Annotated in this window: 22 protein-coding genes; 13 read left to right on the top strand and 9 right to left on the bottom strand. The window is 58.8% G+C overall.

Annotated features, from left to right (window positions below):
* Positions 1 to 112: 112 nt before the first annotated feature.
* Positions 113 to 1,462, bottom strand: coding sequence for a heavy metal sensor histidine kinase (locus ACZ89E_RS12655; protein WP_476255801.1), 1,350 nt, complete (start codon positions 1,460 to 1,462; stop codon positions 113 to 115).
* Positions 1,462 to 2,142 (bottom strand): heavy metal response regulator transcription factor, encoded by a 681-nt coding sequence (locus tag ACZ89E_RS12650; RefSeq protein WP_463259905.1) that lies wholly within the window; start codon positions 2,140 to 2,142, stop codon positions 1,462 to 1,464. The genes ACZ89E_RS12655 and ACZ89E_RS12650 overlap by 1 nt, the downstream gene beginning before the upstream one ends.
* 155 nt (positions 2,143 to 2,297) lie before the next feature.
* Between ACZ89E_RS12650 and copI the strand changes: the two genes are divergently transcribed.
* Both copI and queF read left to right on the top strand, forming a co-directional pair.
* Positions 2,298 to 2,819 (top strand): copper-resistant cuproprotein CopI, encoded by a 522-nt coding sequence (gene copI / locus ACZ89E_RS12645; RefSeq protein ID WP_476255800.1) that lies wholly within the window; start codon positions 2,298 to 2,300, stop codon positions 2,817 to 2,819.
* A 61-nt stretch (positions 2,820 to 2,880) separates the two neighbouring features.
* On the top strand, positions 2,881 to 3,711 hold the full coding sequence (queF, locus tag ACZ89E_RS12640) for an NADPH-dependent 7-cyano-7-deazaguanine reductase QueF (protein WP_149660483.1): 831 nt from the start codon (positions 2,881 to 2,883) through the stop codon (positions 3,709 to 3,711).
* 65 nt (positions 3,712 to 3,776) lie between these two features.
* On the opposite strand, the gene ACZ89E_RS12635 is transcribed toward queF, so the two are convergent.
* Positions 3,777 to 4,040: a DUF4404 family protein gene (locus ACZ89E_RS12635; RefSeq protein WP_149660482.1), complete on the bottom strand. Its 264-nt coding sequence runs from the start codon at positions 4,038 to 4,040 to the stop codon at positions 3,777 to 3,779.
* Between the two features lie 109 nt (positions 4,041 to 4,149).
* The gene (locus tag ACZ89E_RS12630; protein WP_149660481.1) at positions 4,150 to 4,770 is read right to left on the bottom strand and encodes an HAD family phosphatase; all 621 of its coding nucleotides are present in this window, start codon (positions 4,768 to 4,770) and stop codon (positions 4,150 to 4,152) included.
* A 199-nt stretch (positions 4,771 to 4,969) separates the two neighbouring features.
* On the opposite strand from ACZ89E_RS12630, the gene ACZ89E_RS12625 reads away from it, so the two are divergent.
* The gene (locus ACZ89E_RS12625; RefSeq protein WP_149660480.1) at positions 4,970 to 5,659 is read left to right on the top strand and encodes an MlaA family lipoprotein; all 690 of its coding nucleotides are present in this window, start codon (positions 4,970 to 4,972) and stop codon (positions 5,657 to 5,659) included.
* Between the two features lie 62 nt (positions 5,660 to 5,721).
* Here the strand turns inward: ACZ89E_RS12625 and ACZ89E_RS12620 are convergent, their stop codons facing one another.
* The gene (locus ACZ89E_RS12620; protein WP_010456298.1) at positions 5,722 to 6,021 is read right to left on the bottom strand and encodes a PilZ domain-containing protein; all 300 of its coding nucleotides are present in this window, start codon (positions 6,019 to 6,021) and stop codon (positions 5,722 to 5,724) included.
* 276 nt (positions 6,022 to 6,297) lie between these two features.
* Here ACZ89E_RS12620 and rssB point away from each other — a divergent pair, with 276 nt between their 5' ends.
* Positions 6,298 to 7,479 (top strand): two-component system response regulator RssB, encoded by a 1,182-nt coding sequence (gene rssB / locus ACZ89E_RS12615; RefSeq protein WP_123512298.1) that lies wholly within the window; start codon positions 6,298 to 6,300, stop codon positions 7,477 to 7,479.
* Complete coding sequence (rssC, locus tag ACZ89E_RS12610) at positions 7,479 to 7,961, top strand: anti-sigma factor antagonist RssC (RefSeq protein ID WP_123403442.1); 483 nt, start codon at positions 7,479 to 7,481, stop codon at positions 7,959 to 7,961. The genes rssB and rssC overlap by 1 nt, the downstream gene beginning before the upstream one ends.
* A gap of 88 nt (positions 7,962 to 8,049) precedes the next feature.
* On the opposite strand, the gene tal is transcribed toward rssC, so the two are convergent.
* Positions 8,050 to 8,976, bottom strand: coding sequence for a transaldolase (gene tal, locus ACZ89E_RS12605; RefSeq protein WP_123403444.1), 927 nt, complete (start codon positions 8,974 to 8,976; stop codon positions 8,050 to 8,052).
* A 198-nt stretch (positions 8,977 to 9,174) separates the two neighbouring features.
* Positions 9,175 to 10,128 (bottom strand): glycoside hydrolase family 5 protein, encoded by a 954-nt coding sequence (locus ACZ89E_RS12600; RefSeq protein WP_476255799.1) that lies wholly within the window; start codon positions 10,126 to 10,128, stop codon positions 9,175 to 9,177.
* A gap of 298 nt (positions 10,129 to 10,426) precedes the next feature.
* Here ACZ89E_RS12600 and ACZ89E_RS12595 point away from each other — a divergent pair, with 298 nt between their 5' ends.
* Genes ACZ89E_RS12595 through ACZ89E_RS12560 form a run of 8 tightly spaced genes read left to right on the top strand, consistent with a single transcriptional unit; the run spans position 10,427 to position 19,903 of the window.
* Entirely contained in the window at positions 10,427 to 10,867 is a 441-nt protein-coding gene (locus ACZ89E_RS12595; RefSeq protein ID WP_149660477.1) for a low molecular weight protein-tyrosine-phosphatase, read from the top strand.
* Between the two features lie 39 nt (positions 10,868 to 10,906).
* Positions 10,907 to 13,126, top strand: coding sequence for a polysaccharide biosynthesis tyrosine autokinase (locus ACZ89E_RS12590; RefSeq protein ID WP_476255798.1), 2,220 nt, complete (start codon positions 10,907 to 10,909; stop codon positions 13,124 to 13,126).
* A gap of 39 nt (positions 13,127 to 13,165) precedes the next feature.
* Positions 13,166 to 14,248, top strand: a complete 1,083-nt coding sequence (locus tag ACZ89E_RS12585) for a glycosyltransferase (RefSeq protein WP_463259910.1) — start codon at positions 13,166 to 13,168, stop codon at positions 14,246 to 14,248.
* 14 nt (positions 14,249 to 14,262) lie between these two features.
* The gene (locus ACZ89E_RS12580; RefSeq protein ID WP_476255797.1) at positions 14,263 to 15,375 is read left to right on the top strand and encodes a polysaccharide pyruvyl transferase family protein; all 1,113 of its coding nucleotides are present in this window, start codon (positions 14,263 to 14,265) and stop codon (positions 15,373 to 15,375) included.
* Complete coding sequence (locus ACZ89E_RS12575; protein WP_476255796.1) at positions 15,372 to 16,592, top strand: MATE family efflux transporter; 1,221 nt, start codon at positions 15,372 to 15,374, stop codon at positions 16,590 to 16,592. The genes ACZ89E_RS12580 and ACZ89E_RS12575 overlap by 4 nt, the downstream gene beginning before the upstream one ends.
* Positions 16,592 to 17,695, top strand: coding sequence for a hypothetical protein (locus ACZ89E_RS12570; RefSeq protein ID WP_476255795.1), 1,104 nt, complete (start codon positions 16,592 to 16,594; stop codon positions 17,693 to 17,695). The genes ACZ89E_RS12575 and ACZ89E_RS12570 overlap by 1 nt, the downstream gene beginning before the upstream one ends.
* 12 nt (positions 17,696 to 17,707) lie before the next feature.
* On the top strand, positions 17,708 to 18,745 hold the full coding sequence (locus ACZ89E_RS12565) for an acyltransferase family protein (RefSeq protein WP_476255794.1): 1,038 nt from the start codon (positions 17,708 to 17,710) through the stop codon (positions 18,743 to 18,745).
* A gap of 27 nt (positions 18,746 to 18,772) precedes the next feature.
* Entirely contained in the window at positions 18,773 to 19,903 is a 1,131-nt protein-coding gene (locus tag ACZ89E_RS12560) for an SGNH/GDSL hydrolase family protein (protein ID WP_476255793.1), read from the top strand.
* A gap of 122 nt (positions 19,904 to 20,025) precedes the next feature.
* Here ACZ89E_RS12560 and ACZ89E_RS12555 read toward each other — a convergent pair whose 3' ends face one another.
* Positions 20,026 to 20,448 carry a phosphohexomutase domain-containing protein gene (locus ACZ89E_RS12555; protein WP_149658955.1) on the bottom strand — a complete coding sequence of 141 codons (423 nt, stop codon included), beginning with the start codon at positions 20,446 to 20,448 and terminating at the stop codon, positions 20,026 to 20,028.
* 44 nt (positions 20,449 to 20,492) lie between these two features.
* Positions 20,493 to 21,326 carry a UTP--glucose-1-phosphate uridylyltransferase GalU gene (gene galU, locus ACZ89E_RS12550; RefSeq protein WP_476255792.1) on the bottom strand — a complete coding sequence of 278 codons (834 nt, stop codon included), beginning with the start codon at positions 21,324 to 21,326 and terminating at the stop codon, positions 20,493 to 20,495.
* Positions 21,327 to 21,534 lie beyond the last annotated feature (208 nt).

Genomic DNA, 21,534 nt, shown 5'->3' with positions numbered 1-21,534 from the left:
GCTTTCGCGGGCAAGCCTCGCTCCTACAGGGATTGCGTCGAACACAAATAATGGATCGACATCAAACCTGTAGGAGCGAGGCTTGCCCGCGAAGAGGCCGGACCTGCCGACCTCAATCGCCCCTTGGCAACTCAATCACAAACCTCGTCCACCCATTAGCTGATTCGCAACGAATCTGCCCGCCATGGGCACGGATGATCGACTGGGTAATCGCCAAACCCAATCCTGCATGTTCACTACTGCCTTCCTGACGCGCCGGATCCGCTCGATAGAAACGGTCAAACAGGCGCGGCAGCAACGCCTCAGCAATCCCGTCGCCGCTGTTCTCAACCGTCAGGCTCAACCCTTTGGGCTGATCAACAATCCGCACCCGAACTTCACCGTCGGCCGGGGTAAACCGCAACGCATTGTCCAGCAGATTGGACAGCGCCCGCCGCAACATGCTGCGGTCGCCTTCCATGCCTGCATGGCCATCGCGGGTCAGCGTCACTTGCGCGTCCTCGGCCAGCGGCGCGAAAAACTCCAGCAACAGATCCACTTCCTCCGCCAGTTCCAGCGGTTCGCGCTTGGGCATCAGCAACCCATGGTCAGCTTTGGCCAGGTACAGCATGTCGTTGACCAGTTGGGCCATCCATTGCAGTTCTTCGAGGTTGCTGTGCAGCGCTTCGCGGTAATCCTCGATGGGGCGTGGGCGGGTGAGGGTGACTTGGGTGTGGGTCAGCAGGTTCGACAGCGGCGTGCGCAGTTCATGGGCGATGTCGGCAGAGAAGGCCGAGAGCCGTTGAAAAGAGTCGTCGAGCCGTCCGAACATGGCGTTAAAGTTGTGGGCCATTTCCGCCAGTTCCGGCGGCATGTTCTCCTCCGGTAGCCGTGCATTGAGCGAATGCGCCGACACCCCGCTGGCCACCGCACTCATGCGTCGCAAGGGACGTAAACCGCTACGCGCCGCCCAGGCCCCGAGCAGGGCCGTGGCCAGGGCCGACAGGCCGACGGTCAGCCAGATCAAGCGTTGCATGCGTTGCAGGAAGTGTTGGTGATGGGTGATGTCCAGCAGCAACGTCAGTTGTGGCGAGTCGGGTTTGTCGAGAAACAGCGGGGCGTTCAGGACGCGATAGTCGGTGCCGTCATCGTTTACGGTCGACAAGCCCGGTTTTTGCGGCAGCTTTTCGGGCAGGCGCGCCGAACTGTCATACCAGCGCTGGCCATCGCTGCCAGTAATGCGCAGCGACAAATCAGCCTGTCGGCTCAGCTCATCCTGCAGTTTGACTTCGCTTTCACTGGACTGAATGTCGTGCAGCGCCCGGCGCAGGCCAATCAACTTCCCGTCCAGCAACTGCTGATCGAGCTCGATAAAGTGCGCTTCGCTGGCGCGGCTGAACAACACCCCGGCGAACAACGAAACCACGGCGGTGCAGGCGGCAAACAGCAGAGCCAGGCGATTACTCAGGGACAGTCGGCGCATCAGGCGTCGCGCTCTTCAAGCACATAACCCATGCCGCGCACGGTGTGGATCAGCTTGTTGGGGAAGTCGTCGTCGATCTTCAGGCGCAGACGGCGGATCGCCACTTCGATGACATTGGTGTCGCTGTCGAAATTCATGTCCCACACCTGGGAGGCGATCAGCGACTTGGGCAGCACTTCACCCTGGCGGCGCAGGAGCATTTCCAGCAGGGCGAATTCCTTGGCGGTCAAGTCGATGCGCTGACCGTTGCGTTCGACCCGGCGGCGGATCAGGTCCAGGCGCAGGTCGGCCAATTGCAGGGTTGTTTCCTGAGGCGTGGCGCTGCCGCGACGTAACAGGCTGCGGACCCGGGCCAGCAGTTCGGAAAACGCGAAGGGCTTGACCAGGTAGTCGTCGGCACCCAGTTCCAGGCCGTGAACCCTGTCCTCCACCGCGTCTCGGGCGGTCAGAAAAAGTACCGGGGTGTCGAGGCCAGCGCCGCGCACCGCTTGCAGAATCTGCCAGCCATCGCGGCCGGGCAACATGACATCGAGGATCAGCAAGGCGTAATCGCCGGTCAGCGCCAATTGCTGGCCGGTGCTGCCGTCGGCCACCAGTTCGGTGGTGAAACCGGCCTCGGTCAGGCCCTGGCGCAGGTAGTGGCCGGTTTTGGCCTGGTCTTCGACGATCAGCAGTTTCATGGATAGCTCTGTTTAAGTGGAACGAGCGCTTTATACCGTGGGTGGCAGCGATGCAGGCCAACCTGACAAAGTTGTAATCTGCCTGTCAGGTTGCGGGCAGGCGTGTCAGTTTAGAGTTTTCCACAGGCTGAACCTTATCTTGTTGGAGTACGACTATGTTTTTGCGCAAACCCTTGATGCTGGCCGCGTGTTTGCTGACGTTGAGTGCGCCGGTATGGGCGTCGCTTGCGCAGACTTACGACTTCGGTCAGCCGGCGCCGGCGGCCAAGGCCAGCCGCAGCGTGGAAGTGGTGATGGGCGATATGTCCTTCGATCCAAAGGCCATCGATATCAAGGCCGGTGAGACGATTCGCTTTGTGCTGGTGAATAAGGGCCAGTTGTTGCACGAATTCAACCTTGGCGACGCGGCGATGCATGCCGCGCACCAGCAGGAAATGCTGAAGATGCAGCAAAGCGGCATGCTGACGCCTACAGCCATGAAGGAAATGGACCACGGCTCAATGGCCGGTATGGATCACGGCATGAAGCATGACGACCCGAATAGCGTGCTGGTGCCGCCGGGCAAAACCGCCGAGCTGACCTGGACGTTCACCAAGGCCACCAGCCTGGAATTTGCCTGCAACATCCCGGGTCACTATCAGGCGGGCATGGTCGGCAAACTGACAGTCAGTCAGTAAGCACTCAAAGGCGGGCGCAAAGGCTGATAGAATCCGCTGATTCTTCAGTCAGGTTTCCGCCATGCATCCCGCAGCCGAACATTCGCCGCTGGGCAAATCCAGCGAATACATCGCCACCTACACGCCGTCGTTGCTGTTCCCGATCCCGCGCACCGCGAAATGGGCCGAACTGGGCCTGACGGCGGACACCCTGCCATATAAAGGCGTGGATTTCTGGAACTGCTTCGAACTGTCATGGCTGTTGCCGTCCGGCAAGCCGGTGGTGGCGATCGGTGAATTCAGCATTCCGGCGGATTCGCCGAACATCATCGAATCCAAGTCGTTCAAGCTGTACCTCAATTCACTGAACCAGACGCCGTTCGCCGACACCGCAAGCCTTGAAGCCACGCTGGTCAAAGACCTGTCGGCGGCTGCCGGTAAACCGGTTGGCGTGCGCATTCGCAGCCTGCGCGATGTGGAAGCCGAAGGCGTCGTCGCGTTGCCAGGCGTGTGCATCGATGACCTCGATATCAGCGTTAGCAACTACGAGCACCCGCGTCCGGAACTGCTGCGTTGCGATGACTCGCGCATTGTCGAAGAGGCGGTGCATAGCCATTTGCTCAAGTCCAATTGCCCGGTCACCAGTCAGCCGGATTGGGGCAGCGTCGCGGTGGAGTACCGGGGTTCTGCGCTGGATCACGCGAGTTTGCTGGAGTACATCGTCAGCTTCCGCCAGCACTCGGACTTCCATGAGCAGTGCGTGGAGCGCATCTTCCTTGACCTGCAACGGTTGTTGAAACCGGAGAAATTGACGGTGTATGCGCGGTATGTGCGTCGTGGCGGGTTGGATATCAATCCGTATCGCAGTACTGAAGATGTGCAGTTGCCGAACCATCGTCTGGTCCGCCAATAGATCTTCTGCTTCAAAAACGAAAAAGCCCCGCTATCGCTAGCAGGGCTTTTTTTTATCTGGCGGCTTCAGATCCCGATATTGCCCAGTGTTTGCACGATGTTGCGCAACGTACCGGCAATGGCGGGGTGTTCGAGTTCGAAGCGTTCGACGGCCAGGTTCACACCGTCGGCGAGGCTGGAGTCCTGGGTCTTGGTTTCGAGCTCAAGCTCAAGTTCGATCTGTTGCATCAGCGCGTGCAGATCGGCGCGCTCGGCTTCGGAAAGCGGCGGATTCTGTTCCAATTGCTCGCGCAGAGTATTGAGCTGTTCTTGCAGTTCGCGGGCAGGCATGGCGTTCTTCCTTTTATCGATAGGCACTGGCATAGACCGCAGCAGCGTGCCAAAGGTCTATGGCTGACCCTTAGATTAATCCACTCTCGGGCAGGCTGCATGATCTCGATCAGGGCTTTTCGCCCTTGAGCCGGCGCAGGCTGATGTCCGCCAGGCAGGTGTCGAGCTCGCCGAGGTGATCGATCACCGAATGCACCCCCAGGCCAAACAGCTGCACGGTCGCTTTGCCACGCAGGTGTTCGCGCTCCTTTTGGCTCAAGGCTTGCCATTCGCTCGGCGCCAGCCCGCACAGCGAACCGCATGACGCCAGGCCAATGGTCCATAAACCGGCATTCAGCCCGGCCTGCAACAATCGCGGTTCGCCGCTGACCAGCACGCAGCCGTCCAGACGCTCGACATTCAACGCCATCAAGGCTTGCCAGCAGGCGTTCGGCGCCGGCCAAGGATTGATTGTTGCTGGATGTTGCGAAGGTTTGATCCACGTCGGCAGGCCGGCGGCCAGGGTCTGGCTGAGGGCAGGGGGGAGCTCGTCGAGCCAGGCGCAGGGAATTTGCTGGCGCTGCAGACTGCGCAGGCTGTCGAGGGCGCCGGGGGTGGCTTCAGCGTGCTCGGCAGTGGGCGGGCCGGGCTGACCCGTACGGGCACCGAAATCCACCAGGCAACCACTGAGGCCGAACAATATTGCGGTCAGGTTTGGCGCGGCGTCGGGCAAGGCTTCGGCATGCGGCATATCAACGTCCCTGAAATAGCGCCAAGGCTAGGGGAGGACAGTGACAGTTGAGTGACATTGATGTGAATCGCTCACAGTCATTTCGCATCATCGGCAGACTGACGGTTAGGGAGCTGCCTAAACCAACCTTTCCGTCTTATACTAGCCGCCTTTACGCTTGGGCCGCGCGCCCGCGCCAGTACAATCCAAGGAGTTTTCTATGCGCTGGAGCAATCAATTCGCTCAGCTATGTATGTGTGCCAGCGTATTGCTGGTTCCGTTTGTTGCCCAGGCAGCTTCGGAAGATGACCCTTGGGAAAGCGTCAACCGCCCGATTTATCAGTTCAACGACTTTGTCGATACCTACGCACTGAAGCCCATTGCCCAAGGCTATGAGTTCGTGACGCCGCAGTTTCTGGAAGACGGCATTCACAACATGTTCCGTAACGTCGGGGATGTCACCAACCTGGCCAACAACGTCTTGCAGGCCAAGCCGGCCGCCGCTGGTGTCGACACTGCTCGCCTCATTTTCAACACCACTTTCGGTCTGCTGGGCTTCTTCGATGTCGGGACCAAAATGGGCCTGCAACGCAGCGACGAAGATTTCGGCCAGACGCTTGGCTATTGGGGCGTCGGCAGTGGTCCGTACGTGATGCTGCCGTTGCTCGGCCCAAGCACCCTGCGTGATGCGCCGTCCAAGTTCGTCGACAGCTACACCGGCCCGTACCGTTACATCAACGACGTGCCTGTGCGTAACTCGATCTTCGGCCTGAACATCGTCGATACCCGGGCCAGCCTGTTGTCGGCCGAGAAGCTGATCAATGGCGACAAGTACATCTTCATCCGTAACGCGTACCTGCAAAACCGCGAATTCAAGGTCAAAGACGGCCACGTCGAAGACGATTTCTGATTTAGCGCGGTAAAAACGAAGAAGGCGGCCATTTGGCCGCCTTCCTTGTTTCTGGATCCTGTTTATTTCATCTTCAAGATTGTAAGCCCGAGTTTCTGGCTGCCACCGTCCTGTTCCTTGACCCACACCACTTCAGTGTCTGCTTCCAGCCCTTTGAGCGCTGCGTGATCGGAGTCGATCCGCACGCTGAGCCGGTCCCCGACCTTGAACAAACGCGGCGCCTCCACCTGCATGCCACTGCTGGAAAGGTCGATGCAGACGGCTGGCACCTCATCGCCCTCGTGAATCAGCGAGACATCGGCATCGACTCGCATGCGGATGAAATCGCGCTTTTCGCTGTAGTCCCGATCGGTTTGACTCATGGGCTCGATCCTTCCATTGGGTTACGGTTTTGCCTGTTCTTATAACTCCCGGTGATTTGAGAAGTAAAGACGTCAAGCGACCATCGGCGTGAGCTTGAAACGCCCCGCGGATGGGAGTACCGTCTGCGCCTTAGAAGGGCACCTCTGGTGGACCTGTGTGTAGGGCAAACGCTCGAAAACAGTGCAGCAGAGAGGCTAGAAAGCGAATCCAGTAGTGAGAGCCGGGATAAAACCCCTGCCTGCTACGCCAACCTAATTCTGGCGCCGTTTGCCCACATGCCAAAAACCAGTGCCACGCTGCTGATAATCGATGATGACGAAGTAGTGCGCGCGAGCCTCGCCGCCTATTTGGAAGACAGTGGTTTCAGTGTCCTGCAGGCCAGCAATGGCCAACAGGGTCTTCAGGTATTCGAGCAAGACAAGCCCGACTTGGTCATCTGCGATCTGCGCATGCCGCAGATGGGCGGACTCGAACTCATTCGCCAGGTCACCGAGCTGTCGCCGCAAACCCCGGTTATCGTGGTGTCGGGTGCCGGCGTGATGAACGACGCGGTCGAGGCCCTGCGCCTGGGCGCGGCGGATTACCTGATCAAGCCTCTCGAAGATCTGGCCGTGCTTGAGCACTCCGTGCGCCGGGCTCTGGATCGTGCGCGCCTGTTGCTGGAAAACCAGCGCTACCGCGACAAGCTCGAAAAGGCCAACCGCGAACTCGAAGCCAGCCTGAACCTGCTCCAGGAAGACCAGAACGCCGGTCGCCAAGTGCAGATGAACATGCTGCCGGTCAGCCCCTGGACCATCGACGAGTTCCAGTTTGCGCACCAGATCATCCCGTCGCTGTACCTGTCGGGTGATTTCGTCGACTACTTTCGGGTCGACGAGCGTCGGGTAGCCTTCTACCTGGCGGACGTTTCCGGGCATGGCGCCTCTTCAGCGTTCGTCACCGTGCTGCTGAAGTTCATGACCACGCGCCTGCTGTTCGAATCCAAGCGCAATGGCACGTTGCCGGAATTCAAGCCTTCAGAGGTACTTGGTCATATCAACCGAGGCCTGATCAGTTGTAAGCTGGGTAAACACGTCACAATGGTCGGTGGTGTCATCGACGAGGAGACAGGTTTGTTGACCTATAGCATCGGCGGTCATCTGCCGTTGCCTGTGTTGTACACGCCAGACAGTGTTCGTTACCTGGAAGGGCGTGGTCTGCCGGTGGGCCTCTTCAATGAAGCCACCTACGAAGACCACGTGATGGAGTTGCCTCCGACGTTCAGCCTGACGCTGATGTCCGACGGCATTCTGGACCTCTTGCCAGAACCGACACTCAAAGAGAAAGAAGCGGCGTTGCCCCAACGGGTCAAGGCTGCGGGCGGCACCCTGGATGGGCTGCGGCAGGTTTTTGGATTGGCCACGCTAGGGGAGATGCCGGATGATATCGCCCTGTTGGTGTTGAGCAGGAATCTTTAATGAGTACCGGTAGAATCCAGTTCGCCGAGCAGGACGGCACCTTCGTCCTCAAGTTCGTCGGTGAAGTTCGCCTGACCCTGTGTTCGGCGTTGGATGCGACTATTGAGCGGATCTTCACGGCGTTGAACTTCAACGCGATCGTGATCGACCTGACCGAAACCCGCAGCATCGACAGCACCACGTTGGGCCTGCTGGCCAAACTGTCGATCCTGTCGCGGCAGAAGGTCGGCTTGCTGCCGACCGTCGTCACCACCCACGAAGACATCACCCGTCTGTTGCAGTCCATGGGCTTCGAGCAAGTGTTCAACATCGTTGACCGCCCGATCCCGTGCCCTGAATGCCTGACCGACCTGCCAGACCAGGATCAGTCCGAAGAAATCGTGCGGATCAAGGTGCTTGAAGCGCACAAGATCCTCATGGGCCTGAACGATTCCAATCGTGAAGCGTTTCATGATCTGGTGAATGCGCTCGAGCGTCATTGATCCCAGGCCCTCATCGCCGCATAACCAGCCAAACACAAAAAAGGGCGAACCCACCGGGTTCGCCCTTTTTGCATTGCGTCGAACTAGATCACAGCTTGGCTTGCAGCAACGCCTCAAGCTTTTCCTGATCGCGGGCAAACTGACGAATACCTTCCGCCAGCTTCTCGGTCGCCATCGCATCTTCGTTGGACAACCAACGGAATTGCGCTTCGTTCAGGCTCAGACGTGCTTCACCGGCATGCCCAGGCGCCAGTTTGCGTTCCAGCTTCCCGTTGTCCGCCGCCAGTTTCTCCAGCAGGTCCGGGCTGATGGTCAGCCGATCACAGCCGGCCAGTTGCTCGATCTGGTTCAGGTTACGGAAGCTTGCGCCCATCACTACGGTTTTGTAGTCATTGGCCTTGTAGTAGTTGTAGATGCGCGTCACCGACTGCACACCCGGATCATCCGCGCCGGTGTAGTCGTTGCCGTTGGCCTTCTTGTACCAGTCGTAGATGCGGCCCACGAACGGCGAAATCAGGAACACGCCGGCGTCGGCGCAAGCCGCGGCCTGTGCGAAGGAGAACAGCAGGGTCAGGTTGGTCTGGATGCCTTCCTTTTCCAGGATCTCGGCGGCGCGAATGCCTTCCCAGGTAGAAGCGATCTTGATCAGTACGCGGTCACGGCCAATGCCGGCCTTGTCGTAGAGCTCGATCAGACGGTGCGCGCGCTTCAATACGGCGTCAGTGTCGAACGAAAGACGTGCATCCACTTCGGTGGAAATACGGCCCGGGACCACTTTGAGGATTTCTTGCCCAACCGCGACGCCAAAACGGTCGCTGGCCAGGCCCACATCGCCCTTGCAGTCGTGAACGCAGGCGTTCAGCAACTCGGCATAACCGGGAATGGCCGCGGCTTTGAGCAGCAGGGAAGGGTTGGTGGTGGCGTCCACGGGTTTAACGCGAGCGATTGCTTCGAAGTCGCCGGTGTCGGCAACGACGGTAGTGATTTGTTTAAGTTGTTCCAGCTTGGAAGTCATGGGCGTGCTCTGTCCTATGGGTCTGTTGACATTACCCGAGCGCTGACAGCCACTCAAGGGCGGGTGTGCGTATCGATGGCCCCAAGGGCAACATCCTGAAAACGGGTGTTTGAATGCAGGGGCGTGGTATCGGTAAATACGATGCCAAATCGGGGCACAGGTTCAAAGCAACTGATCGCTGACGTTGGCGTAACCCGCCTATTTTGCATTGAGCAGGGTCCGTACTGCTGTTTCCGCCGGCTTCGGTTGGCCATCTGCCGTTAGTAGACCGAAATTCTTTTCCCGGTCATTTCCTCCCGACTCGCTGTTCTTCCATTCATAAACAGAGGTCAGCGGGATGTTGAGTTTTTTCACGTCGGAAATGAAGGTGCTGACCTTGCTGGCTTGCCCTTCAGTGCCGCCATTGGAACTGAGCGCCGACACTCCCCATTCGCTGATGACCCCCGGCAGATGGAAGTTCTGCTGAATGAACGCCTGGGCCGCGCTGATCTGCGCACCGGACAAACCATAAGGGTGATAGGACACGGCGCTCAGGCATTTAGGGTATTCACTGACGATCCGGTTTAACGCCACGGTGGACTCGGAGCCCGCGCTCGGGGCTTTCGCGAAGCCGAAGCCGATCAGCGGCGTGGTGGGCGCTTTTGGCACCAGGGTGCGGCACATGGCGCTCATGAACGGCACGAAAGTTGTCTCGAAGTGACCGGTCGGCCAGTACTTTTCCAGGTCGGGCTCGTTCCAGATTTCAATCGCCACCAATTGTGTGCGGTAGGCCTGTTCCAGGGCGAGTACCGACTGGGCGAGGGATTCTCCCGCCCTCGCAAGCTCACCGGCGTCGCCGGTGGTGGTCAGCGCCTCGGTGGCGCGAATGGTCAGCAGTACCGGCAACCCGGCGGACCTGGCCGCCGCGAACGCGTCGCTGACCTGTTTTTGATAAGCCGCGTTACCGAGGTTGTCGGTCCAGGCGCCAAAACGCACGAAGCCGAAACCCGCGGCTTTGATCTGCCCGGCATCGGCGGCGGTGAAATTCTGGATCTTGACCTGCACACCGAAGGTCTTGTCGGCGCTGAGGGCGGGGAACAGTTCATCGGCGTGAACCTGACTGGCACTGCTGAACATCAACAGCGTTGAAGCGGCAAGGCGTTTGAAATGCATGGCGAATGCCCTCTCGTCGAACTGGAAATAACGTTTTTTATTGGTTTTATCCGGTAACTAGTTGGACGCCGCTGAAGTTGCCCAGTGCACCACTGTTATGTTTTGTCGGATAAGCATTGTTAGAAAACGTTCGTTATTTTTGGTCCGGTTATTCTGGTTGGGTGGGTTTTAGGTGTCGTGGTACTTAATACGCTTGTATTTACAAGGCTGATCCGTTTCTGAGTGCGGAATGAACCCTGGGTTCATTCAAATCCCCACTGCGCATTGGTTGGTTCGACATTACACGGGAAGCATTGCCTTGTTCAGAAATATTCTTGTCGTCTGCGTCGGCAATATCTGCCGAAGTCCCACAGCAGAACTGCTGTTGCGCAATGCGCTGGCCACTTCAACCATCGCCGTGACTTCTGCGGGCTTGTCCGCCAGGGTTGGCGAGGCCATGGAGCCTTCGGCGCGCCAGGTTCTGGAAGACCGCGGGCATTGCGCCAAGGCGTTTAAAGCGCGGCAAATCACCCCGGACATCGTTAATGAATCAGACCTGATTCTGGTCATGGAAAAACAGCATGTAACGCAAGTGCTGAAGATGGCATCGCACGCCAGGGGCAAAGTGTTTCTTCTCGGGAAGTGGCAAGGCGAGCGAGAAATACAAGACCCGTATCGTCAAGGAAAAGCAGCTTTTATTCATGCCCATGCATTGATTGAAGATGCTGTTTGCTCATGGGCGCAGCGCCTGGGGCATTGATGAATAATTTTCAGATCAGTAAATGGTAAGAACACACTTATGCAGTTACCGTCAGTAGTCGGCACCCGGGACAACGAGCGAGATGATATTGATCTTCTCGGTATATTCGGCAGTTTAATTGATCAGAAATGGTTGATCGGCGCGCTCACCGGTGCATTTATGCTGACCGGCGTGGCCTATGCCATTCTGGCGACGCCCGTGTATCTGGCAAACGCCGTGGTACAGGTCGAACCGAAAAAGAACGACATGCTCGGTTTCTCCGATCTCAACAGCATGCTCACCGGGCAATCGCCGTCGGTGACCGAGATCGGCATCATCAAATCTCGCGCAGTGATCGGCAAAGCCGTCGACGATCTGCAACTGGACATCGACGTCACGCCCAACACCTTCCCGTTCATTGGCAATTTTCTGGCCCGGCGCTACAAGGGCGAGGGCGTAGCCGCGCCACGTTTTGGCCTGAGCAGCTATGCATGGGGCGGTGAACGCCTGGAGATCGCCCGGCTCAATCTGCCGGAAGAACTGCTGGGCAAGAAACTAACGGCGATTGCCGGTGAGCAGCAGCGCTTCCAGCTGTTCGACGACAACGACAATCTGCTGGTGGAGGGCGTCGCCGGCGAAGCATTTGCGCAGAATGGCGTCGAAGGTCGGATCGCGGAATTAAAGGCCAATCCCGGCACCCGTTTCGACGTGGTGCGCGATCCAAGGATCGTCACCATCCTGGATTACCAGGACGCGCTGGATGTGTCCGAGCAAGGCAAGGAGTCGGGCATTATCCGCCTGGCCCTGGCCAGCCCTGACCACGCCCAGGCGGTGAATATTCTCAATAAAGTCGCCACGTTATACGTGCAGCAAAACGTCGAGCGCACCTCGGCCGAAGCCGCGCAAAGCCTGGATTTCCTGCAAGGCCAACTGCCGCAGGTCAAGCATGACCTGATCAAGGCCAGCGACGCGCTCAACGGTTATCAAACCCGTGGCAAGACCGTCAACATTTCCCTCGAAACCCAATCGGTGCTGGAACAGATTGTCGGCCTCGACACGCGGATTTCCGAGTTGAAGCTGCAACAGGCGGACCTTGATCGCAAGTTCACCAAGCAGCATCCGGTCTATCGCGCCTTGATGACGCAGATCGGCGAATTGACCCGGCAACAGAAAAGCCTGGAGAGCAAGGTCCAGGACCTGCCCGCTACGCAACAGGAATTGCTGAACCTGACCCGCGACGTGGAAGTGGCGTCGCAGATCTACACGCAGTTGCTGAACAAATCCCAGGAGCTGGACATCGTCCGGGCCGGAGCGGTGGGCAATGCGCGGCTGATCGACGCGGCGGATGTCGATAAGACCACCCCGGTCAAACCGCGCAAGGCCCTGATCGTGCTGATTGCGACCTTCCTCGGCGGGTTTGTCGGCGTTGCCCTGGTGCTGGTGCGTAAATCCCTGAGTCGTGGCCTGGAGGGGCCCGAAGCCATTGAGCAACTCGGCTTGCCGGTGTATGCGTCGATTCCCTACAGCGCGCTGCAACAGGAAGAGGACAGTAAAAAACCGCGCTTGAGTGACGCGTCGGGCCGCCAGGCGTTCCTGTTGGCGCTGCGTAACCCCACCGACCTGTCGATCGAGTCGATCCGCAGCCTGCGCACCTGCCTGCACTTTGCCGGGCTGGACTCGACCAACAACCGCATCATGATTTCCGGCCCGAGCCCGCAGGTTGGTAAAACCTTCGTCTCCTCCAACCTCGCCGCCGTGATGGCGCAAAGCGGGCAAAGGGTCGTGCTGATCGATGCCGACATGCGCAAAGGGCATCTGCACAAGACGCTCAACACGCCGATCACCAATGGCTTGTCGGACCTGCTGGTCAAGCGCTGCAGCCTGGAGCAGGGCATCCATCACACCGAGGTCGACAACCTGCACTTCATCAGTCGCGGACAGGTCCCGCCCAATCCGTCGGAGTTGCTGATGCATGCGAACTTCCGTGAGCTGCTGGCACAACTCAGCGACCTGTATGACGTGGTGATCATCGATACCCCACCGCTACTGGCCGTGACCGACGCCGCGATCGTCGGGCGTGAAGCGGCGATCAGCCTGATCGTCACCCGCTTCGGGGTGAACCCCGCCAAAGAGATCGAACTGACGATCCGTCGATTCGCGCAGAACGGTATCCAGTTGAAGGGCGCTGTGTTCAACGGCGTCGAGAAGCGCGCGGCGAGCTACTACGGCAACGGTGGCTACGGCAATTACAACTACGAGTATGCGTCCGACAAGGCTTGATTCGGCGATGGTCATTACCTGCATGGAAATGGGTGGATTGTGAAAAAAATACTGCACGTGGCCGAAACGATTAAAGGTGGCGTGGCCACCGTGATCCGCACGATTTCGGTGCCGCCTGAGGGCGAGGCGGCGAACTATGAACTGGTCTATCTGATCCCCCTCGATCAGAAAAAAGAGCTGGTCGGCATTGATGAGCAACAGATCAGGACCTTCGACCGGACCAAGCGCGATGTGCGCTCTCTGCTGCGTTTCGCCTGGCAGCTGGCCCGGGTGATTTTCAAGGAAAAACCCGATGTGGTGCATTTGCACAGCACCTTTTCCGGGGTCATTGGCCGTTGCGTGTGCCTGCTCCTGCGGCCGTGGCGCTCGCCGAGGATTATCTACTGCCCCCATGCCTTTTCGTTTCTGATGGAGAGTTCGCCGGCCAAGCAGAAAATCTATTCGCTGATTGAACGGCTCTTGCAGAAGGTCACGGACACGATCATTTGCGTCAGCCAGTACGAACTGGACAAAGCCGCGCGCTTTGGTATCGATCGCAGCCGCATGACGTTGATCTACAACGGTATCCATCACAAAAGCGATGAGCCGAAAAGCCAGAGTCAGGCGCCGATCCATCTGCTGTTTGTCGGGCGGCTCGACTATCAGAAAGGGTTCGACGTCTTGCTCAAAGGCTTTGCCGGCGTCCAGCGCACCGACCTGAAACTGACGGTGGTGGGCAGTGCGGTCAACGAGGACACCGTCGATTGCCCGGTGATGCAGGGGGTCGAGTACATCCCGTGGGTCACGCCGGCGGAAGTGAACGCGCTGTATCAGTCGGCGGATGCGCTGATCGTTCCCAGTCGCTGGGAAGGCTTTGCCATGGTGCCTCTCGAAGGGATGGCCATGGGCTTGCCAGTGATTGCCAGCGATTGCACGTCCTTGCCCGAGTTGGTCACCCACGGCGTGACCGGCTACGTCTTTCCCGCCGGGGATCACCAGGCATTGACCCAGCTGTTGGTGAAAATCCAGAAGCCCGGCTTGCTGGCGCTCGGCGTTCAAGGTCGCGAAATGGTTCGTGAGCGGTTCAGTGCCACGTTGATGATCAAGCAGACCTATGCCGCGTATTCCGCCCCCTCTTTTTAAGTAGATATCAGCTTATGAACGTAACTATTTTGCATGGCTACAGCGCCTCCAACTCCGGTGATGGCCTGCTCGTGGACCTGGCCATCGCCCTGGTACTGCGCAACTTCGGTGCCGACACCTCGATCAACGTCGTGGCCTCGGACCCGAAATCATTCAGCTACTTGCCTTACAAGCGCTATGACGCGCCGGTCATGGCGGCCAAGGGATTGGGGCGGGTCAAGCAAGCGCTGTTCCTGGATCAGTCCTACGCCGGCCTGGCGGACCTGTTGAAAACCACGGACTTGATCGTCGGCGTCGGCGGCGGCTACATGCGCTCCAAAAGTGCCTTCGAACACATCAAGTTGAAACTGGGGCACGCCAAGCAACTGGAAACCGCGATCCAGAGCAAAGTGCCGTCGGTGTACCTGCCGCAAAGCATCGGTCCGTTCCACGGTGAGGGCAGCAAGATCGTCGGGGATTACGCCCAGGCTGACGCGGTGTTTGTCCGGGACAATCGGTCCTCGGAGATGTTCGGCACCCATGCCAATGTCTACCGCGCACCCGACCTGGCGGTGCAGGCCCTGGCCAGCAAGATTCTGCTGCAACCCAAGTTCACCCGTTGTGCGCCGACGCCGGCGACGGTCTGCGTGGTGTTGCGCAAACCGCCGGCGTGGAGCAAGGAAAAGAAAGTCGCTTACGTGGCTAACCTGAAACGGCTGCTGCAGCGCTTGAAGAACAAAAGCAAAGTGGTGTGCGCGGTGCAAAGCGCGGTGCGTGGCAACGATGACGGCGCGTTCTATCGCGAGTTGGGCATCTCCGAGGATTTGCTGCCGTTGAAGGCGACCCTGGCCAAACATCAGCCGGACCTGGTGATTTCCGTGCGCCTGCATGGCGCGATCGAATCGCTGCTGGCGGGCGTCCCGGCGTTCCATATCAGCTATGAGCGCAAGGGCTTTGGCGCCTATCAGGACATGGGTGTGGAAGACTGGGTGATCAATGGCGGCGACATCAATGTCGACACCATTATCGACACGGTTTACGCGCCGAACGCCTTGTCCCGGTTTGGCCAGCGCTTGACCGACACCTGCCGGGAAATCGAAGCCAAGACCCAGGTCATGGACGGGATCATCAAGGGTATCGTTCGATGATATTTCGGCTACTGCTCCGAGGCGGGGCATTAGGTGCGAAGTTCTTGCTGGTGTTGGCCATCACCCATTACCTGGGCTATGACGCGCTGGGCTTTTACGGCGTGGTAGTGGCCGCGTCGTTGATTGCGTCGAAGTTCTACAGCGTCGGGTTCAGTTCCGAAATCAATCGGCTGATCAGCGTCGGTCGCAGCTCGCGGCTGGTTGTGGACAGAGTCTTGCTGCTGTACCTGGCCGTGGGCGTGGTGTTGTCGGTGGCGACGGTCATGGTGTATTCGCTGTTCCAGGGCATCGAAGCGAGTGCCACGCTGATCCTGTGTGTGGCGTTGTTGCTGCTCACCGAGCACCTGTCGTTCGAAATCAATTCCTTCGTGTTCTCTGCGCAGAAAGCCACGTGGGGCGCGCTGCTGTTCTTTATCAAAACCGGCCTCTGGGCGTTGTTGGCCCTGGGCGGGATGATGCTCGGCTGGGTGTCCGACATCGCCGGCGTGCTGTGGTTGTGGGTGGCGGCCAACGTGTTGGTGATCGTTGCCGGTTACCTGATTGTGGTGAACGTTCACCGTGGGCGAGTGACTGCGGCCTTGACCACGGCTTCGGTATGGAAGGCTGGATTGCCGTTTTACCTGGGTACGGGCCTGATCGCGTTGAGTCAGTACGCCGAGCGCTTCCTGATTATCGACCTCGAGCCCTACGCGAGTCTGGGCAAGTATGTTTACGCCTGGTCGGCGGCCAACACCTTGCAAGCGCTGTCCTATGCGGTGGTCGCGGTGGTCGGCATTCCCGTGCTCGCCAAGCGTTATCAGCGTGATCAGCAGGCGCTGACCGTGGGGCAGTTGTTCGTGAATAAATGGGTGATGCGCGCGCTGGTGGTGTCTGGCGGTGTGGCGCTGATGATTTTTCTGTTCTTCAACATCGTGCTCGATTACGTCGCCACGTCGGTGCCGCGCCCCGATAACGCCATCCTTGGCGTGCTGATTTTTTCCTTTGCCCTGCGCGCCGTCGGCGACATCGTCTGGGGTGGTCTGATCGCGTCGAAAAACAGCCGGGTGTCACTCGCCAGCGCGGCCATCTGCCTGGCGGTTTCCCTGCCGGTGAGTTACCTGTTGATCAAGCACTATTCGATTTACGGTGCGGCCTGGGGGAATGTGTTTTCGATCACCGTGCAGCTCGGCGTCATTGCCGTGCTGACCCGGTTTGCCCGCGTGAAGGTGACGGCGTAATGGCGTTGAAATTACCTTCCATCGAGTTTCGCGGCCGACGGCTCGACGCCTCGATTTCGTTCCTGATTCTGTTCACCGGCCTGTTCCTGTCGGTGGCCATGCCGCTGCTGATGCACCGCGATCCCGGCCCCGATGCCATGACGCTATGGTCGTCCTACGCCCGCGCCGACAACTGCAACTTCTGGAACCCGTTCTCGCCGGACCGCTCATCCTACGAGTGCTCGGCGTACCTGCTGCGACCCACCGGCATCAACCTGACCAATGCCTGGGCCTATGGCATGGCGTGCAACCTGTTCCTCACGGCGGTCCCGGTATTGATGTTCCGGCGCATGCCGCTGACGATTTTTTTCACCCTGTGTTTGTGGGGTGTGGTCCGCTCGTTTTTCCTGGAAAACCTGACCAAGGAAATCATCGTTTCGGTGGCGATGATTTCGATTTTGCTGTTCTCGTTTTCCCGGCGTTATCGCGGCGGATTTTTCTGTTCCGCAGTGATTTACGGTGTGCTGATCCGGCCCTACTGGATCCTGTTTTCCCTGGCCTGGTTCGGCGTGTGCGTGATGAAGAAGTACGTCTCGCGCATGACCTTCTTCCTGATGCTGTTCCTGTTCTACCTGGCCATCGCCACCGCGATTCAACTGGTGGTCGGCTATTCGGTGTCGTCGATTCGCGCCAGCAACAATGAGCTGCGCACGGCGGGCGAGGAGGGTTCGAAGTCGCTGATCGTGTCCTGGATCAGCGGCGGTGACTTCGTGTCCCAAGCGCTGGACTCGATGAGCATCTTTTTCCGTTTGTCGTTCCCCGTGGAACTGATCCTGCTCTCCGGTCTGGGCCAGATCATCTTCGTGGTGTTGATGATGATGACGTCGTTGCTGATGTTCAAAATGATCACGTCCCGCGACTACAAGGGCGTGCGCATCGACACCAAGGTCAAGGAGCTGATCGCGATTCCGCTGTCCTTTCTGCTGGTGCAGGGCTTGTTCGAACCGGACTTCGGTTCCTTCGCCCGGCACTTTTCCATGGTGGTGCCGGTGCTGTTTATGGGCCTGGGTTTGCAGTTGCGCACCAAGAAACCTGCGTTGGTTGAAACAAGAATCCTGAGCTGAGGTTTGTGTTTTATGTCGAGCAAGAAGAAGTCGCTGGAGATCGAAACCCTGCGCGGCCTGGCCTGCCTGTTGCTGGTGCTGTATCACGTGATCGGGCCGCTGGGTGGTGGCTTGAAAATCGACGTGGGCTCGCCGTTCCGGGTGATCGCCGACTCCATGGTGTACGTGCGCATGCCGCTGTTCACCTTTATCTCGGGTTACATCTATTCCATCTACAAAATTCGCGGCAATGACTTGTCCGCCTATTTTGTCGGCAAGGTCCGGCGGCTGATCGTGCCGCTGTTTTGCGTGGGGGTGCCGTTCTCGGTGCTGCAAGCGGTCGGCCCTGGGGTGAACAAGGACGTTGGCGTGATCGATGCGCTGTTGTCGTTTTACATTCCGATCAACCACTTCTGGTTTTTGCAGGCGGTGTTCATCATCTTCATGTTCGTCGGCCTGCTTGAATGGCGTGGGTGGTTGCAGACCATGACGCGCCAGTTCCTGTTGCTGGCGTTTGCGGCGGCGGTGTTTCTGCTGCCGCCGTTTACGGTGGACGCGTTCGGCATCAATGGCGCGGTGTACCTGCTGCCATTTTTTGTACTGGGGATGATTGGCCATGAAAAGGTCGGTGAGATCAGGCAAGCGTTCCGGGTGATCGGGCCGCTGGTGTTTGTGTTGATCTCGGTAGTGCTGCTGTATGTGGCGACGGTGGATCGCGGGTTGATCGTTGATCGCCGCAGCCTGGTCGGCTTGCTGGTAGGGTGTGTGTCGTGCGTGGCGCTGTTGTCGAGCAACCTGCAGGTGCGTTGGCTGATCTGGCTCGGTGGTTATTCCTATGCGATTTTCCTGTTTCACGTGCTGTTCGCCGCCACTTCGCGATCCGTGCTGGGGCGCCTTGGGATACACGATGACGGCGTTGTGGTGCTCAGCGGCGTGACCTGTGGTCTGCTCGGGCCGGTGGTGTTATCGAATATTTTCAGCCGCTTCAGCGTCACCTCCATGCTGTTTCTGGGCGAGCGGGCTGCACGTAAAAAACCGCCGGCCGTTGTGGTGCCGGCGACACAAACCTGATGGTCGTTTTGATGAAGGAAGTGCCCCGTGGTGGCAGTTGATGACGTACATCCCGCAGCAACTTCGGTGATCGAAGTCGGTGACGCGCGTGAACGCTTTGCGCAATGGCGCGAAGGCAAGGCGGGGAAGGTGCTGGCCATCTCGGTGATCGGCGACAGCTACAGCGCCGGGCAGGATTTTTACCTGAACAAACTCGTCCAGCGGCTCACCCACAAAGCAGGTTTCGCCGGGCCGGGTTATGTGGGCTTCAACCACGGCGCGGCCCTCGGTGGGACTCACTACAAATACACCCGCAGCAGTGAAAAGTATTTTGGCGGTGATTGGGAGGTGTCCGGACTCGGCCAGGCCAGCCCCGACAGTCGCACCGTCATGGGCCGGCCCGGTGCTTTTCTGGAGATCGATGCCAAACCGACGCCCGCCGTGGACACGTCCATTGCCCAGGCGAAATTGCTGTACCTGGGGGACGGGAAATCCAGTGAAGTGCGCTATCGGTGGACGGCATCCGGCGCCTGGCATTCGTTGAAACTCGACGGCTCAGGTGCTCAGGAGGTTCAGTTGCCTGGCTTTTCTGATCAGCCCGAGTGGGCGTTTCGACTGGAAGTGGTCAACGGTGCGCCGACGCTGTTTGGCCTGTGGATGAGCAATCGCCAGGGTGGCGTCCGGGTGTCCAAACTCGCGGCGTCCGGCGCGGCTTCCGCTGATTTCTATCACAGCGATGCCCAGTGGCAGGCGCAGTGGAAAGCGGTGGTGGCGAAGATTCCGGCGGATATCTACCTGATCATGCTCGGCGGTAACGACCAGGGGTTTGGTGTGAAACCCGAACAGTATCTGCAGAACATCCAAGGCCTGGTGCGGATGGTGCGCGAGGTTCACCCGGCGGCGAGCATCAACCTGATCCTGCGCCAGGACACCACACGCGCAAGTGCCTATCCGATGTCGGCGTATGCCCAGGTGCTGGAACCCTGGGCGCGCGAGGAACATCTGGGTTACGCGAATATGCAGTGTGCGTTTGGTACCGACGTCAAACGTTATGCCTTGGGCGGCGCTGCACCGATGATCGGGCCGGACAAGATTCACCCGATCCCGGGGGCGGGAGGGCGGGTGATTGCGGATTATCTCTATAGTTTGCTCGTCGCGCCGCAGAACACCTGCCAGTGAGCAAAACACACCCCCTGTAGGAGCGAGGCTTGCCCGCGAAGACGGTGTGTCAGTAACGATGATGTCGACTGACACACCGTCTTCGCGGGCAAGCCTCGCTCCTACAGGGGGGCGGTGTTCGTCTATTTATCTGGCAGGCCTTTCTCGAAGCGCTCCAACTGACTCAGCAACTCAGCCGTCTTGAGCGGCATCAACTGCGGATCACAGCGGGTTTGCACGGTGATGACGATGGCCGGGTCGTTGCCGCAACTGCGCGCGAGGAATCGCCAGTCGCTGAAAATCACTTTCAGCCCGTCGCGCTCATCGACGTCCAGCGCCTGTTGGGCGTACAGCGCTTTCAGGTGGGCGAGGAGGGCGTCCGGGTCGGGAATCGGTCGACGGATTTCCCCGGAGGAGGGGAACACGCCGATTCGCTCCACCATCAGCGTGGAGCCCAGCCAGGCTTCAACCGGAGAGGGCAACGACGGATACCGTGACAACCAGGCCATCATCCCGACGTTGCCCATCTCCCGTTCAATGTCTGCCGTGTGTTTTGCATTGTTCATAGTGGCCTGCCTGAAAGAAGAGTGGACGACGGTTGAGGACCTGGTCAGAGGCCCTTGAGGTACAGGTGCTCGTAGCAGAAATTGGTCGCGTCGAGATAGCCCTCTGCACCGCCGCAATCGAAGCGCAGGCCGTCGAACTTGTAGGCCAGGACGCAGCCGTTTTGCGCCTGCTTCATCAGGGCGTCGGTGATCTGGATCTCCCCACCTTTGCCGGGCTGGGTGTCGGCGATCAGGTCAAAGATATCCGGCGTCAGGATGTAGCGGCCGATGATTGCCAGGTTGGACGGGGCGTCTTCGGGTGCGGGTTTTTCCACCATGCTGCTGACGCGGTAAACGTTGTCGGCGATCAACTCGCCAGCAATCACGCCGTACTTGTGGGTCTGGTCCCGGGGCACTTCCTGGATGGCCACGATCGAGCAGCGGTAGCGCTTGTAGAGCTGGATCATTTGCGACAGGACGCCATCGCCTTTCAAATTCAGGCACAGGTCATCCGCCAGCGACACGGCGAAGGGCTCATCGCCAATCAACGGGCGACCGCTGAGAATCGCATGGCCCAGGCCCTTCATTTCCACCTGGCGGGTGTAGGAGAAGGTGCAGGTTTCGATCAGCTCACGGGTGCCGGCCAGGAACTTCTCTTTTTCGGTGCCGCGAATCTGATGTTCCAGCTCATAGCTGATATCGAAATGGTCTTCCAGTGCGCGCTTGCCCCGCCCGGTGACGAGGGCCATGTGTTGCAGGCCGGCGTCCCGTGCTTCCTCGACCGCATACTGGATCAGCGGCTTGTTGACGATGGGCAGCATCTCCTTGGGCATGGCTTTGGTGGCCGGCAGGAAACGCGTGCCATAACCCGCGGCGGGGAACAAACATTTACGAATCATAAAAATACCCTGGAAGTCATTAATCGCAACCCACTACGGAAATAATGAGTGGTTGTCAGTGTCTTGAATAAGCGACTACTTTAATACCTGAGATAGGTTGTTAATGGCAATTAGTGTCAGGTGTATAACAACGGAATGTTATGAGTTGTCCGTCTGTTGCGTGTTAGTTATTTTTCGTCGGTGTCCGTTGATAGTGGTGAGCGTTTCA

This window comes from Pseudomonas sp. TE3899, from assembly GCF_056279105.1.
Note: the sequence above shows the minus strand (reverse complement) of the source record. Positions and strands in the feature narration are given on the sequence as shown.

What these genes read in the sequence shown, in the direction of transcription:
- ACZ89E_RS12655 (WP_476255801.1), bottom strand. Translation starts at nt 1,462, where the DNA reads ATGCGCCGACTGTCCCTGAGTAATCGCCTGGCTCTGCTGTTTGCCGCC.
- ACZ89E_RS12650 (WP_463259905.1), bottom strand. Translation starts at nt 2,142, where the DNA reads ATGAAACTGCTGATCGTCGAAGACCAGGCCAAAACCGGCCACTACCTG.
- copI (WP_476255800.1), top strand. Translation starts at nt 2,298, where the DNA reads ATGTTTTTGCGCAAACCCTTGATGCTGGCCGCGTGTTTGCTGACGTTG.
- queF (WP_149660483.1), top strand. Translation starts at nt 2,881, where the DNA reads ATGCATCCCGCAGCCGAACATTCGCCGCTGGGCAAATCCAGCGAATAC.
- ACZ89E_RS12635 (WP_149660482.1), bottom strand. Translation starts at nt 4,040, where the DNA reads ATGCCTGCCCGCGAACTGCAAGAACAGCTCAATACTCTGCGCGAGCAA.
- ACZ89E_RS12630 (WP_149660481.1), bottom strand. Translation starts at nt 4,770, where the DNA reads ATGCCGCATGCCGAAGCCTTGCCCGACGCCGCGCCAAACCTGACCGCA.
- ACZ89E_RS12625 (WP_149660480.1), top strand. Translation starts at nt 4,970, where the DNA reads ATGCGCTGGAGCAATCAATTCGCTCAGCTATGTATGTGTGCCAGCGTA.
- ACZ89E_RS12620 (WP_010456298.1), bottom strand. Translation starts at nt 6,021, where the DNA reads ATGAGTCAAACCGATCGGGACTACAGCGAAAAGCGCGATTTCATCCGC.
- rssB (WP_123512298.1), top strand. Translation starts at nt 6,298, where the DNA reads ATGCCAAAAACCAGTGCCACGCTGCTGATAATCGATGATGACGAAGTA.
- rssC (WP_123403442.1), top strand. Translation starts at nt 7,479, where the DNA reads ATGAGTACCGGTAGAATCCAGTTCGCCGAGCAGGACGGCACCTTCGTC.
- tal (WP_123403444.1), bottom strand. Translation starts at nt 8,976, where the DNA reads ATGACTTCCAAGCTGGAACAACTTAAACAAATCACTACCGTCGTTGCC.
- ACZ89E_RS12600 (WP_476255799.1), bottom strand. Translation starts at nt 10,128, where the DNA reads ATGCATTTCAAACGCCTTGCCGCTTCAACGCTGTTGATGTTCAGCAGT.
- ACZ89E_RS12590 (WP_476255798.1), top strand. Translation starts at nt 10,907, where the DNA reads ATGCAGTTACCGTCAGTAGTCGGCACCCGGGACAACGAGCGAGATGAT.
- ACZ89E_RS12580 (WP_476255797.1), top strand. Translation starts at nt 14,263, where the DNA reads ATGAACGTAACTATTTTGCATGGCTACAGCGCCTCCAACTCCGGTGAT.
- ACZ89E_RS12575 (WP_476255796.1), top strand. Translation starts at nt 15,372, where the DNA reads ATGATATTTCGGCTACTGCTCCGAGGCGGGGCATTAGGTGCGAAGTTC.
- ACZ89E_RS12570 (WP_476255795.1), top strand. Translation starts at nt 16,592, where the DNA reads ATGGCGTTGAAATTACCTTCCATCGAGTTTCGCGGCCGACGGCTCGAC.
- ACZ89E_RS12565 (WP_476255794.1), top strand. Translation starts at nt 17,708, where the DNA reads ATGTCGAGCAAGAAGAAGTCGCTGGAGATCGAAACCCTGCGCGGCCTG.
- ACZ89E_RS12555 (WP_149658955.1), bottom strand. Translation starts at nt 20,448, where the DNA reads ATGAACAATGCAAAACACACGGCAGACATTGAACGGGAGATGGGCAAC.
- galU (WP_476255792.1), bottom strand. Translation starts at nt 21,326, where the DNA reads ATGATTCGTAAATGTTTGTTCCCCGCCGCGGGTTATGGCACGCGTTTC.